The 13,689-nt window shown below is 59.7% G+C and carries 12 protein-coding genes; 9 read left to right on the forward strand and 3 right to left on the reverse strand.

Features of this window, described 5'->3' with window-relative positions; translation table 11 throughout:
• The first annotated feature begins 36 nt into the window (after positions 1-36).
• The 5 genes from AC1ROI_RS19545 (at position 37) to AC1ROI_RS19565 (ending at position 5,506) form a co-directional block, all read left to right on the forward strand.
• Positions 37-678: a tetratricopeptide repeat protein gene (locus tag AC1ROI_RS19545; RefSeq protein ID WP_010457845.1), complete on the forward strand. Its 642-nt coding sequence runs from the start codon at positions 37-39 to the stop codon at positions 676-678.
• A complete protein-coding gene (bamB, locus tag AC1ROI_RS19550; protein WP_042932605.1) occupies positions 671-1,822 on the forward strand; it encodes an outer membrane protein assembly factor BamB in 1,152 nt (383 codons plus the stop codon). The genes AC1ROI_RS19545 and bamB overlap by 8 nt, the downstream gene beginning before the upstream one ends.
• Before the next feature lie 140 nt (positions 1,823-1,962).
• Entirely contained in the window at positions 1,963-3,432 is a 1,470-nt protein-coding gene (gene der, locus AC1ROI_RS19555) for a ribosome biogenesis GTPase Der (RefSeq protein ID WP_010457840.1), read from the forward strand.
• Between the two features lie 146 nt (positions 3,433-3,578).
• Complete coding sequence (locus AC1ROI_RS19560) at positions 3,579-4,727, forward strand: pyridoxal phosphate-dependent aminotransferase (protein ID WP_077749337.1); 1,149 nt, start codon at positions 3,579-3,581, stop codon at positions 4,725-4,727.
• Entirely contained in the window at positions 4,715-5,506 is a 792-nt protein-coding gene (locus AC1ROI_RS19565; protein WP_010457836.1) for an amidohydrolase, read from the forward strand. Before AC1ROI_RS19560 ends, AC1ROI_RS19565 begins: the two co-directional genes overlap by 13 nt.
• Positions 5,507-5,710: 204 nt before the next feature.
• Here AC1ROI_RS19565 and leuA read toward each other — a convergent pair whose 3' ends face one another.
• Positions 5,711-7,390, reverse strand: coding sequence for a 2-isopropylmalate synthase (leuA, locus tag AC1ROI_RS19570; protein WP_010457834.1), 1,680 nt, complete (start codon positions 7,388-7,390; stop codon positions 5,711-5,713).
• A 395-nt stretch (positions 7,391-7,785) separates the two neighbouring features.
• On the opposite strand from leuA, the gene AC1ROI_RS19575 reads away from it, so the two are divergent.
• Positions 7,786-8,142, forward strand: coding sequence for a hypothetical protein (locus AC1ROI_RS19575; protein ID WP_102593572.1), 357 nt, complete (start codon positions 7,786-7,788; stop codon positions 8,140-8,142).
• Positions 8,143-8,206: 64 nt separating this feature from the next.
• On the opposite strand, the gene AC1ROI_RS19580 is transcribed toward AC1ROI_RS19575, so the two are convergent.
• Positions 8,207-9,028 carry a peptidoglycan DD-metalloendopeptidase family protein gene (locus tag AC1ROI_RS19580; protein ID WP_102593573.1) on the reverse strand — a complete coding sequence of 274 codons (822 nt, stop codon included), beginning with the start codon at positions 9,026-9,028 and terminating at the stop codon, positions 8,207-8,209.
• Between the two features lie 3 nt (positions 9,029-9,031).
• Positions 9,032-10,411 carry an exodeoxyribonuclease VII large subunit gene (xseA, locus tag AC1ROI_RS19585; RefSeq protein ID WP_010457826.1) on the reverse strand — a complete coding sequence of 460 codons (1,380 nt, stop codon included), beginning with the start codon at positions 10,409-10,411 and terminating at the stop codon, positions 9,032-9,034.
• Positions 10,412-10,535: 124 nt separating this feature from the next.
• Here xseA and AC1ROI_RS19590 point away from each other — a divergent pair, with 124 nt between their 5' ends.
• The 3 genes from AC1ROI_RS19590 to guaB all read left to right on the forward strand — a co-directional run bounded on the left by AC1ROI_RS19590 (position 10,536) and on the right by guaB (position 13,603).
• On the forward strand, positions 10,536-11,303 hold the full coding sequence (locus tag AC1ROI_RS19590; protein ID WP_102593574.1) for a sulfite exporter TauE/SafE family protein: 768 nt from the start codon (positions 10,536-10,538) through the stop codon (positions 11,301-11,303).
• Between the two features lie 164 nt (positions 11,304-11,467).
• On the forward strand, positions 11,468-12,016 hold the full coding sequence (locus AC1ROI_RS19595) for a hypothetical protein (RefSeq protein WP_010457822.1): 549 nt from the start codon (positions 11,468-11,470) through the stop codon (positions 12,014-12,016).
• Between the two features lie 117 nt (positions 12,017-12,133).
• Complete coding sequence (guaB, locus tag AC1ROI_RS19600; RefSeq protein ID WP_010457821.1) at positions 12,134-13,603, forward strand: IMP dehydrogenase; 1,470 nt, start codon at positions 12,134-12,136, stop codon at positions 13,601-13,603.
• Positions 13,604-13,689 lie beyond the last annotated feature (86 nt).

Below are 13,689 nucleotides of genomic sequence, written 5' to 3' on the forward strand. Positions count from 1 at the left end.
CATAAACAGCCGATTTAGCGATTAAGGAGTATTGGGGTGTCGAGTACCGAAGACGAAAACCTGGCAGATTTGAAGGACTGGTGGACACGCAACGGCAAGCCCCTGGTCACTGGCGGCCTGTTGGCGCTGGTCATCGTGTTCGGCTGGCAGGCCTTTCAGAAGTATCAGAGCAATCAGTCGCAAGGCGCCTCGATTCTCTATCAGCAATTGCTCGAAACCACGCTGACGCCTGACGGCAAGCCTGATGCCGCCCGTGTTTCGGACCTGGCCGGCAAGCTCAACAGCGAGTTCGGCGGTAGCGCCTATGCACAGTACGGCAGCTTGTTCGTGGCGAAAGTCGCGGTCGACAGCGGCAAGCTGGACGACGCGGCCACCGAGCTGAAAGCCATCGTGGCAAAACCGGCCAACCCGGCGCTGGGCGAAATCGCCCGTCAGCGTCTGGCGCAGGTACTGGCGGCGCAGAACAAGGTCGATGAGGCCCTGAAGCTGCTCGAAGGCGATGCTGACAAGGCATTCCTGGCCACGCGCGAAGAACTCAAAGGCGACCTGCTGGTGCAGTTGGGTCGTACCGACGAAGCAAACACGGCGTATCAAAAAGCCAAGGCGGCACTGTCGGATGAAGCGGCGGTCGGTGGCCTACAAATCAAGCTGGACGACCTGGCCAAAGGGGATGCGTGACGTGATCCGTTGGAAACATGCAGCATTGCTGGCTCTGGCCATTTTGGCCGCGGGTTGCAGCAGCAACAGCAAAAAAGAATTGCCACCGGCCGAGTTGACCGACTTCAAAGAAGAAGTGGTTCTGCAAAAGCAGTGGAGTCGTTCGATCGGTGACGGTCAGGGCGAAACCTACAACATGCTGGTTCCGGCGATCGAAGGCGATACCATCTATGCTGCCGACGTCACCGGTGTGGTGATGGCGCTGGATCGCAGCAACGGCGACGTCAAATGGAAGAAGGACCTTGAACTGCCTGTTTCCGGCGCCGTTGGCGTGGGTTACGGTCTGGTCATGTTCGGCACCATCAAGGGCGAAATCGTTGCTCTGGATGCGATCAATGGTGAAGAGAAATGGCGCGCTCGCGTGTCCAGCGAAGTACTCGCACCGCCGGCCAACAACGGTGACGTGGTTGTGGTTCAGACTCAGGACGACCGTCTGATTGGTCTGGATGCCGCCACCGGCACCCAGCGCTGGCTGTATGACAGCACGCCTGCGGTCCTGACCTTGCGCGGCACCAGCGCACCGATCGTCACCAACCGCCTCGCGGTGGCTGGCCTGTCGACCGGTAAAGTGGTCGCTCTCGATATTTCCAACGGCGTGCCGGTGTGGGAACAACGGGTCGCGATTCCACAAGGTCGTTCGGAACTGGAGCGTGTGGTCGATATCGACGGTGGCCTGCTGCTGTCCGGCGAAACACTGTACGTCGCCAGCTACCAGGGTCGCGTTGCGGCACTGGACCTGCAAAGCGGTCGTCAGCTCTGGCAGCGTGATGCTTCCAGCTATGCCGGCGTCGCGCAGGGTTTTGGCAGCGTTTACGTGAGCCTGTCTTCGGGCACTGTTGAAGGCGTCGACGAACGTTCCACCACAGCCTTGTGGAGCAACGATTCGCTGGCTCGTCGTCAACTGTCGGCTCCGGAAGTGTTCTCCAGCTACGTTGCAGTCGGCGATATGGAAGGCTACCTGCACCTGCTGAGCCAGGTGGACGGTCGTTTCGTCGGCCGCGAGCGCATCGACAGCGACGGCCTGCGTGCCCGTCCGCTGGTGGTGGGTGACACGATTTATGTATATGGCAACAGTGGCAAACTGGAAGCCCTGACCATTAAGTAAAGGTTTGACTATGCTTGGGGTTTAACCCCCAGGCGGCCTTGTTCTGCAAGGCTTGCGGCGCCTTCAAGCGCTGCCCCGAGCACCAGCCGCTGCCTCGCAGCGGCTTTTGTATTTTCTGAAATAACGAAGTGGAGAGCCGCATGGTTCCCGTAATCGCCCTGGTGGGCCGACCGAACGTCGGCAAGTCCACCTTGTTCAACCGCCTGACCAGGACTCGCGACGCCATCGTCGGCGACTTGTCCGGTCTGACCCGTGATCGCCAATACGGTGAGGCCAAGTGGCAAGGGCGTTCCTACATTCTGGTCGACACCGGCGGTATCTCCGGTGACGAGCACGGTATGGACGAAAAAATGGCCGAGCAGTCGTTGCTGGCCATTGAAGAAGCGGATGTCGTTCTGTTCCTGGTAGATGCCAAGGCCGGTTTTACCGCCGCCGACCAGATGATCGCCGAGCATTTGCGCAAACGTAACAAGCGTTCCTACGTGGTTGCCAACAAGGTCGACAACATCGACCCTGAAATGGCCCGCGCCGAGTTCGCCCCGTTGGGCATGGGCCACGCGATTCCGATCGCCGGCGCCCACGGTCGTGGCATCACCCAGATGCTGGAAATCGCCCTGAGCGACTTCCCGAAAGACGATGACGAACAGGAAGAAGGCGAGGAAGAGATCGTTGCCGAAGGCGAGGAAGCCAAGCGCATTCCTGGCCCTAGCGAAAAAGACGGGATCAAGATCGCCATCATCGGCCGCCCGAACGTCGGCAAGTCGACCCTGGTCAATCGCATGCTCGGTGAAGACCGGGTTATCGTCTATGACGAGCCTGGCACCACTCGCGACAGCATCTACATCCCGTTCGAGCGTAACGACGAGAAGTACACGCTGATCGACACCGCCGGTGTGCGCAAGCGCGGCAAGATCCACGAAGAAGTCGAAAAGTTCTCCGTGGTCAAAACCCTGCAAGCGATCAAAGACGCCAACGTGGTGATCTTTGTGATGGACGCCCGCGAGGGCGTGGTCGATCACGATCTCAACCTACTGGGCTTCGCCATTGAGTCGGGTCGTGCGCTGGTGATCGCGATCAACAAGTGGGACGGCATGACGCCGAGCGAGCGTGACTTCGTGAAGGTCGAGCTGCAACGTCGACTGTTCTTCGTCGACTACGCCGACATCCACTTCATCTCGGCCCTGCACGGTACGGGCGTGGGCAACCTCTATGCCTCCGTACAGAACTCGTTCAAGTCCGCGGTTACCCGCTGGCCAACCAACCGCCTGACCACAATCCTGGAAGATGCGGTCAGCGAGCACGCGCCGCCGATGGTCAACAACCGCCGGATCAAGCTGCGTTATGCCCACTTGGGTGGTGCGAACCCGCCGATCATCGTGATCCACGGTAACCAGATCGAGAAGGTGCCGAAGTCTTACGTCCGTTATCTGGAAAACACTTACCGTCGTGTCTTGAAGCTGGTCGGTACGCCGATCCGCATCGAGTTCAAGGGCGGCGAGAACCCGTTCGAAGGCAAAAAGACCACGCTGACCGACCGTCAGGTCAACAAGAAGCGTCGCATGATGTCGCACCACAAAAAGGCCGACAAAAAGCGCCGCGATAAGAAATAGAAGCAGCTTTAAGTTTCAAGCTGCACGCTTCAAGTCACTGCAGAAAAGGGCTCAAGTCAGAGCCCTTTTTTGTGTCTGATGGTTTGTTGCTTGACCACTTGCAGCTTGCAGCTTGAAACTTGCAGCTCACCTGCAAGGGGCTACCGATGATCACCAGTAAGCTGCCGAATGTCGGCATCACTATCTTCACTCAGATGTCTCAGCTCGCGGCGCAAACCGGGGCGATCAACCTGTCCCAGGGGTTTCCTGATTTCGATGCGCCGCAAGCCCTGTGCGATGCGGTCGGTCGGCACATTGCCAATGGCCACAACCAATATTCACCGATGACCGGCCTGCCGGCGCTGCGTCAGCAGATTTCGGCGAAGATCGCCCGCACCTACGGCGTCAGCGTGGATGCCGACCATGAAGTGACGGTCACTCCCGGTGCCACCCAAGCGATCTTCTGTGCGATTCAAGCGGTTATCCACAGCGGCGATGAAGTGATCGTGTTCGATCCGTGCTACGACAGCTACGAGCCGTCGGTGGAGCTGGCCGGTGGGCGATGCGTGCATGTGCAACTGGGTCTGAATGATTTTTCCATCGACTTCGAGAAACTCGCCGAAGCGATTACGCCGCGCACGCGGATGATCGTGCTGAACGCTCCGCATAACCCGAGTGGCGCGCTGATCAGCCGTGCCGAGCTGGACCAGTTGGCAGCGTTGATTCGGGATCGCGACATCTACATCGTCAGTGACGAAGTCTACGAACACCTGGTCTTCGACGGCGTGCCTCACGTCAGCGTGCTGAATCACGAAGAGCTGTATCAGCGCGCCTTCGTGGTCAGTTCTTTCGGCAAGACCTATCACGTCACCGGGTGGAAAACCGGCTACGTGGTCGCACCGCCGGCGCTCACCGCCGAGCTGCGCAAGGTTCACCAGTACGTCAGTTTCTGCGGCGTGACCCCGCTGCAATACGCCTTGGCCGACTTCATGGCCGAACATCCTGAACACGTCGAAGAACTGCCGGGTTTCTACCAGGCCAAGCGCGATCTGTTCTGCGATCTGCTGGCATCGTCGCGTTTCAGCTTCAAGCGCGTGACCGGCACGTATTTTCAGTTGGTCGATTATTCGCAGATCCGCCCGGACCTCAATGACGTCGAAATGGCGCTGTGGATGACCCGTGAACATGGCGTGGCGAGCATCCCGATCTCGGTGTTCTACCAGACACCACCTGAAGGCCAGCGCCTGGTGCGCTTGTGCTTCGCCAAACGCGAGGAGACGTTGCGTGAAGCAGCGGCAAAACTATGCGTGATCTGAGTGCACTGCCCAATCTGAACGTCGCGCTGATCCAGACCACCCTGGCCTGGCACGACCGTCAGGCCAACCTGGAGCATTTCGAGCCATTGCTTGAGCAGGCTCGCGGGGCGGATCTGATCATTCTGCCGGAGATGTTCACCACCGGTTTTTCCATGGAATCGCAGACCCTCGCCGAAGCGGAAAACGGTCCGACCAGCAAATGGCTACGCGTCCAGGCGGCGAAACTTGATGCGGTGATCACCGGCAGCGTCATCGTCCAGGCCGCTGATGGCAGCCACCGCAATCGATTGTTGTGGGCGCGGCCGGACGGGGAAGTCTGGCACTACGACAAGCGTCACCTGTTCCGCATGGCCGGTGAGCACAACCACTACACACCGGGCGAGCGCCAGGTGCAGTTCGAGCTCAAGGGCTGGCGTGTGCGGCCGCTGATTTGCTATGACTTGCGTTTCCCGGTCTGGAGCCGCGATGCACAAGACACTGACTTGCTGCTCTACACCGCCAACTGGCCCGGCGCGCGTCGTCAGCATTGGAACCGTTTGCTGCCAGCGCGGGCGATTGAAAACCTGTGCTACGTGGCGGCGGTCAATCGCATCGGTACCGACGGCAAAGGCTTTGCTTACACCGGTGATAGCCAGGTGCTGGATTTCCAGGGTGAGACATTGCTCAGTGCCGGCGAAGCCGATGGCGTGTTCCAGGTCGTGCTGAATGCGGCGGATCTGCAAGCCTATCGCACACGGTTTCCGGCGAATCTCGATGCTGATACGTTCGAGTTCACCTGATATCTCGGCAGCCTGAGCCGGCCTCATCGCGAGCAGGCTCACTCCCACAGTGGATCGCGTGAATAGAGATTTTGTGTGCACCCGAAGCCTCCTGTGGGAGTGAGCCTGCTCGCGAAGAGGCCATGACAGGCACCCTAAAAATGCCAGGCAAACAAAAAGGCCCCGAGGTTTTCACCTCGGGGCCTTTTGCATTGCCGCGAACGCTTACGCCGCTTTCGCTTCCGGCTGGCTCAGGGAGCGGTTCAGCGCGCTGAACAGGGCCTTGAAGCTCGCGGTGGTGATGTTTTCATCGATACCGACGCCATGCACCGCACGTTCACCGTTCACACGCAGTTCAATGTAGGCCGCTGCCTTGGCATTGGTGCCCGCGCCGATTGCGTGTTCGTTGTAGTCCATGATTTCCACCGGGATTGGCAGGCCGGCCACCAGGGCTTCCAGCGCGCCGTTGCCCTTGCCGCGCCAGTGCAGGTTGGTTTCGCCCTGGCCTTTGCCCGAGACTTCCACTTCCACGGCACTGTGACCGTTTTCTTCCTGCAGGCGATGGCTGACCAGCGCATACGGGGTGTTGGCCTGCAAATACTCGCTGTGCAGCAAGGCGTGGATCTGTTGGGCGGTCATCTCCAGGCCGAGGCGATCGGTTTCACGCTGTACCACCTGGCTGAACTCGATCTGCATGCGACGCGGCAAGCTGATGCCGTATTCCTGTTCCAGCAAGTAGGCGATACCGCCCTTGCCCGACTGGCTGTTGACGCGGATCACCGCCTCGTAGCTGCGGCCGATGTCGGCCGGGTCGATCGGCAAGTACGGCACTTCCCACAAGGCGTCCGGTTTCTGCTGGGCAAAGCCCTTGCGGATCGCGTCCTGGTGGGAGCCGGAGAACGCGGTGTGAACCAGGTCGCCGACGTAGGGGTGACGCGGGTGCACCTGGATCTGGTTGCATTCTTCAACGACTTTGCGCACGCCGTCGATGTCGGAGAAGTCCAGCTCAGGGTGAATGCCCTGGGTGTAGAGGTTCAACGCGACGGTCACGAGGTCGACGTTACCGGTACGCTCGCCGTTACCGAACAGGCAACCTTCGACACGGTCAGCACCGGCCATAAGGCCCAGTTCGGTGGCCGCAACGCCCGTACCACGGTCGTTGTGGGTGTGCAGGCTGATGATCACGCTGTCACGACGGTTGATGTGACGGCCGAACCATTCGATCTGGTCGGCATAGATGTTCGGGGTCGCGCATTCGACGGTGGCCGGCAGGTTGAGGATCACCTTGTGCTCAGGCGTCGGGTTCCAGACGTCGATGACCGCGTCGCAGACTTCCTTGGCGAACTCCAATTCGGTCGCGCTGAAGGTTTCCGGCGAGTATTCGAAGGTCCACTGGGTGTCCGGTTGCTGGGCGGCATATTTGACGAACAGCTTGGCGGCGTTCACGGCGATGGCCTTGACACCTTCCTTGTCCTGGTTGAAGACAATGCGGCGGAAGGACGGGGAGGTCGCGTTGTACAAGTGAACGATGGCTTTCTTCGCCCCGCGCAGGGATTCGAAAGTGCGCTCGATCAGGTCTTCACGGCCCTGGGTCAACACCTGAATGGTGGTGTCGTCCGGGATGTGGTTGCCTTCGATCAGGGTACGCACGAAGTCGAAGTCGGTTTGCGAAGCGGCCGGGAACGACGCTTCGATCTCTTTCACACCGACTTGCACCAGCGTCTTCCAGAAACGCAGCTTCTTGACTGCGTCCATTGGCTCGATCAGCGACTGGTTGCCGTCACGAAGGTCGGAACTGCACCAGATCGGCGCTGCGGTGATGGTCTTCGATGGCCAGGTACGGTCCGGGATGTCGATGGTCGGGAACGCGCGATATTTCGAAGACGGGTCTTTGAGCATGCTCATCGGGAAATCCTTATTGTGTGGGCCGAAAAAAGGCGGCCTGCCGGTGGATCAATGTTCTTGGGGAAAAGCGTGGGGCGAGGCACCGCGATTCAGCCTGGCAGTCGTGCACTGACGAGGCACAGGCTGCGGTGCTGACGAAGCTGAATGAGGGTGTGAGAGGTTTTCATGCCTTCAACCCTAACCGCCGTGATTGAGGATGGCAAGCAGTCGAAAAAAATTGAGAGGAATACTCGAATAGTCGGGATTATCGAGATTTTATTGCGGTCAGGCCGGGTGATTGTGTTGATGTTTGCGCGAGGTTTGAAGAGGGCGCAATTGAAAGTTGGCAGCCTTGTCTTGGCGACGGCAGCTATTCTTAAAGCCTCAACCAGACGACTGGAATGCAGGAGTCAGCGATGAACGAGTCGGATTGGAAGCTTTACAGTGCGTTGCGCCCGTTGGCCCATGAGCGGATGTGTATCCGGATCATGGACGAAGTCGAGCGCACGGTGCTGGATAGAAGCCAAGCGCCTTATGATCGAATTGAAGCGAGCGAAGAGCTGCTCAAAGCCGGGCAAAAGGAGCTGTATTGGGCATTTGGCGCTTTCAGGTTCTCACGCAATGACGCCAGCTCTCACTTACTGGCGTTGTGTGCCCGCGAGTTGATCACGGCTGAAGAATTGGCTGGCTTCTCACAAGACACTCAAACATGGATCAGCAATTGTCTGGCGGACCGGGAGGTCCATGGTATTGAGGATCTGGACGCTGAATAAGCGGCGGCAGTGATGGCCCAAGCGCGAGCCTGATTGCGAATGGGCCAGTCGCCTCAAAGAAGATTCAGGGCTGGAAAGCACCAATAAAAATCGCCGGATCCACCCGCGCATCATTCAGGCTGACATTCCAGTGCATGTGCGGCCCGGTCGCCCGCCCGGTGGCGCCGACTTTCCCGACTACACCGCCGCGCGCCAGTTGCTGCCCCACCTTCACGTCAATCTTCGACATATGGCAGAACATGCTGATAAAGCCCTGCCCATGGTCGACGAACACCGTGTTGCCATTAAAGAAGTAGTTGCCGATCAGGATTACCTTGCCCGCCGCCGGAGTCTTGATCGGTGTGCCGGCGCCCACGGCGAAATCCAGGCCCGAGTGGGGATTGCGCTCTTCGCCATTAAAGAACCGGCGCACACCGAACTTGCTCGACAGCGGCCCGTTGACCGGTTTGTCCAGTAGCAGGTTGCTCGGGGTGTTCGGACTGAACGTGCGGTAGGCGGCGATTTGCTCGGCCAGTTCACCTTCGATGCGCTTAAGGTTCTCCGGGTTCGGATTGACCTGCTGCGTGTTCTTCAGGGTGATGTGCTGTTCCGGATACTTCTTGTTGCCGACCGTGAAACTCAGAGTGCGACCGCCGCTGCTGACCTGCTGCGTGCCCGGTTTAACCGTCAACGGCACGCCGACAATCGCCAGCCAATTGTTCTGTTCCTTGACCACCAGCACCGACTTGCCTTGGTAGCTGGCTTTTGGCGCCTGTGCAGAGGCACCCAGGTCCACCACGGCCACGCCCCCCGGCACCGGTTTATTCAACAGGCGGGTGATGTAGCTGTCGGCGTGGGCATTGAAGGTCAGGCATAGCAACAGCAGCGGAGCTAAAAAACGCGGCATGGATCAATCCAGTAAAGAAAGGGTGACAGGCGTCAGGTGATTGTCTTCGACCCGGACGTGCAGCTCGCCTTCGCCCAGTTTGGCTTTCAGGCGCTGACCGGTATGGGTTTGCTCGGCGCTGCGAATCGCGTTGCCGCGTTCATCCAGCAGAATGCTGTAGCCACGGGCCAGGGTCGCCAGCGGGCTGACCACTTGCAGCGTCTGCACCTGACTTTGCAATTGCAGGCGACGGGACTTGAGCCCTTCGCGCATGGCTCGCGGCAGGCGCTCGGCGAAGCTGTCGAGGCGCTGACGAAGCATTGCCAATTGCCGTCCCGGGTGTTGCCCGGCGAGGCGGGTTTCCAGACGAATCAAGCGTTCGCGACGGGTATTGAGGCTGCGTTCGAACGCGCGGCGCATGCGCATGTCCAGGTCGTCCAGACGTTGTGCTTGTTGGCGCAGACGTTCGCCAGGGTGACGCAGGCGGCGGGACATGCCTTCCAGGCGCAGCCGATCGCGCATCAAACGGTCGCGGATGCGCATCACCAGCCGCCGGTGCAGGCTTTCGACCCGTCGCACCAGGTCGCTGGAATCCGGCGCGAGCAATTCGGCGGCGGCGGAGGGCGTCGGGGCGCGGACGTCGGCGACGAAGTCACTGATCGATACATCGGTTTCATGGCCGACGGCGCTGACAATCGGCGTCACGCACGCATCCACGGCGCGGGCCACGGCTTCTTCGTTGAAACACCAGAGGTCTTCCAGCGAACCGCCGCCACGGGCGAGGATCAGAGCATCAAAACCGCGAGCGTCCGCCAGTTTCAGGGCGCGGACGATTTGCGCAGTCGCTTCGCGGCCCTGTACGGCGGTCGGGATCAGAGTCAGTTGAACCTGCGGTGCGCGGCGGCGAAAGACGCTGATGATGTCGCGAATCACCGCGCCAGTCGGCGAACTGATAATGCCGATGCGCTGCGGATGCGCCGGCAACGGCACTTTGCGCTCGGCGCTGAACAGGCCTTCGGCGCTGAGTTTTTCCTTCAGTGCATCGAACGCCAGACGCAGCGCACCGTCACCGGCCGGCTCCACGGTGTCGAGGATCAGCTGATAGTCGCCACGCCCCTCGAACAGCGAAACCTTGCCGCGCACCTTGACCGCCAGGCCGTCCTTCAGCGCTTGGCGAACCCGCGCCGCGTTCTGCCGAAACAGCGCGCAACGAACCTGGGCGCCGCTGTCCTTGAGGGTGAAATACACGTGGCCGGACGCCGGCCGGGCGAGGTTGGAGATTTCGCCTTCGACCCAGATGTTGCTGAACACGTCTTCGAGCAACACCCGCGCGCGGCCGTTGAGCTGGCTGACAGTCAGGACTTCACGGTCCAGGCCGAGTCTTGCAAAGGGATCTTTAATCATGGGGCGCATGATAAAGGCATTCGTCGAACAATCTCCATGAGTGCGCACAAATCCCTTGTGAGAGCGGGCCTGCGCGCTCCCATAAGGAGTAAAGTCAGCCCCGGGATTCAGGGAAGACGAGGGAATGAGTGTGCTTGAGCTGTTGACCCCATGGCCATTCGGCGCCACGGATTGGCTGGTGATCGGGCTGGGCATTGCCCTGGCCTATATCGTGTTTGGTATCGCCGGATTTGGCACTGCGCTGGTGGCGGGGCCGATTCTTATTCTGTTCATGCCGCTGTCGAAGATCGTGCCGTTGCTGGTGCTGCTGGATTTTGTCGCAGCGTTTGGCAATTTGCTGCCTTCGCGGCGGGATGTGGCAAAGCCCGAGTTGCTGCGGCTGCTGCCCTGCATGGCGGTGGGCTGCACGTTGGGGGTGATCTTTCTGCTGAACCTCAAATCCGATGTGTTATTGCTGTTGATGGGGCTGTTCATCAGCGCTTATGCGATTTACAGCCTGTGGGTCAAAACCCGGCCGACGCAATTGTCCGCCGGTTGGGCCGTACCGATGGGCACTGTGGGTGGGCTGTTCGGGGCGCTGTTTGGCAGTGGCGGCTTCTTATATGCTATCTATTTGAACAGCCGGTTGCCGAAAGAGGCGGCACGGGCGACCCAGAGTGCGCTGATCAGTTGCAGCACCGTGGTGCGCTTGAGCCTGTTTGCCGTCGCAGGTGTCTATGCCGAGCTACCCTTATTAATATTGGCCCTGTGTCTATTGCCGGCCATGGCCGTGGGGCTGTGGGTCGGGCGGCGATTGACCCTGAGATTGTCCCGCGAGGGGTTCGTGCGGCTGGTGACCTGGTTGGTGCTGGCGAGCGGGATTGCCTTGATCGGGCGTTATTTGAGTACTTGACCGGATTTCGTCAGGGATTAAGCTGCCGGCCGTTCCGATGCCTTCGCGGGCAAGCCTCGCTCCTACAGTCGTTCGCAAACTTTTCCGGTAGGAGCGAGGCTTGCCCGCGAAGGCGTCAGTAAGAACACCGCAGAAACATCCAATTGACGCAGTAGGCTTGCACCATGAATTCGCAAAGCATCATCGTCCCGAAAATCTCCACACTGCCGGTACACGAACCCCGGGCCCGGGCGGTCGTGCGCTGGCTGGTACGCAAGAACATCATCAAGGAAGAGCTGACCACGTGTGGCCGTACCGGTAACCGCATGGGCCACGCCATCGCCGACGGTGCCCGCGCCGTGGTGTTGCACCCACAAGCGCTGCCGTTCGGCGAGCCGATCAATGGCCTGGAGATCATCACCAAGCGCTGCATCTACACGCCGGCCAAGGGGTTCCTGGAAGAGGCGGGTTGCGCCGAGTGCCGCAAGGAAGTCGGCGAAGCGCTGTTCGAAAGCCTGGAGGAGTGGATGCCAGGGCGCACCGATAACTTCACCTGCCCGGAGTGCGGGCATGAAGACGACATCAACGGCTTTCTTTTCCTGCAGGAATGCGGCTTTTCCAACCTGGGGTTCATCTTTAACAATTGGGCCGAGGCCGGGTTCAAGCAGAGCTTTATCGATGAGTTTGCCGATTGGCTGGATCAGCCCGTCAGTTGGGTGAAAGTCGAGTTGTAGGAAGCGACAATCCCCGTATATCAGTAATGCTAATAATAGAAAGAGTTTTACATTGAACACGAGGGGGTGTCTGACTATAATGGCGCGCTTCCATTTTCCCGCTCGGGAGCCCCCGCGATGCTGCGTATCAGCCAAGAAGCTCTGACATTCGACGACATTCTCCTAGTGCCCGGTTATTCCGAGGTGCTTCCTAACGAAGTCAGTCTCAAGACCCGCCTTACCCGTGGCATCGAGCTGAATATTCCTCTGGTTTCTGCCGCCATGGACACCGTCACTGAAGCCCGTCTGGCAATCGCCATGGCTCAGGAAGGTGGCATCGGTATCATCCACAAGAACATGACCATCGAGCAGCAAGCTGCCGAAGTGCGCAAGGTCAAGCGTTACGAGGCCGGCGTGGTCAAGGACCCGATCACCATCGAGGCTGAAGCCACGGTGCGTGAACTGTTCGAACTGACCCGTCTGCACAACATCTCCGGCGTTCCGGTTTTGCACAATGGCGACCTGGTCGGCATCGTCACTTCCCGTGACGTGCGTTTCGAAAATCGTCTGGAAGCCACGGTCCGCGAAGTGATGACGCCCAAAGAGCGTCTGGTCACGGTCAAGGAAGGCGCCGACAAGAACGACGTTCGTGAGCTGTTGCACAAACACCGCATCGAACGCGTGCTGATCGTCGACGACAAATTTGCCCTCAAAGGCATGATGACCGTCAACGACATCGAAAAAGCCAAGGCGTACCCGCTGGCCAGCAAGGACGATCAAGGTCGTCTGCGTGTTGGCGCAGCAGTTGGTACCGGTAAAGACACCGGTGACCGCGTCGCTGCCCTGGTCAATGCCGGCGTTGACGTGGTGGTGGTCGACACCGCACACGGTCACTCCAAAGGCGTGATCGACCGCGTTCGCTGGGTCAAACAGAATTTCCCTGAAGTGCAGGTCATCGGCGGCAACATCGCCACCGGCGCTGCTGCCAAGGCCCTGGCCGAAGCCGGCGCTGATGCGGTCAAGGTCGGTATCGGCCCTGGCTCGATCTGCACCACCCGTATCGTCGCCGGTGTCGGCGTCCCGCAAATCAGTGCCATCGCCAACGTCGCCGCTGCCCTTGAAGGCACTGGCGTTCCGTTGATCGCCGACGGCGGCATCCGCTTCTCCGGTGACCTGTCCAAGGCCATCGTAGCCGGTGCTTCCTGCGTGATGATGGGCTCGATGTTCGCCGGTACTGAAGAAGCCCCGGGCGAGATCGAACTGTTCCAGGGTCGTTCGTACAAGGCTTACCGTGGCATGGGTTCGCTGGGCGCCATGTCCCAGGCCCAGGGTTCCTCCGACCGTTACTTCCAGGACTCCTCTGCGGGTGCCGAGAAGCTGGTTCCGGAAGGCATCGAAGGGCGTGTTCCTTACAAGGGCAGCCTGAGCGCCATCATCCATCAACTGATGGGCGGCCTGCGTTCCTCGATGGGTTACACCGGCAGTGCCGACATCGAAGAAATGCGCACCAAGCCTGAGTTCGTGCGGATCACCGGCGCTGGCATGGCCGAGTCCCACGTCCACGACGTACAGATCACCAAAGAAGCGCCAAACTACCGCGTAGGTTGAGGCTTCAAGCAAAACGTTAAGTAACCGGGGCTGTTTTATTCAGCCCCGAGTTGTTTCTGAATCACGACTGTTTCTGAATTACTAGA

The sequence above is a fragment of the Pseudomonas sp. GW823-FHT02C02 genome (assembly GCF_058797635.1).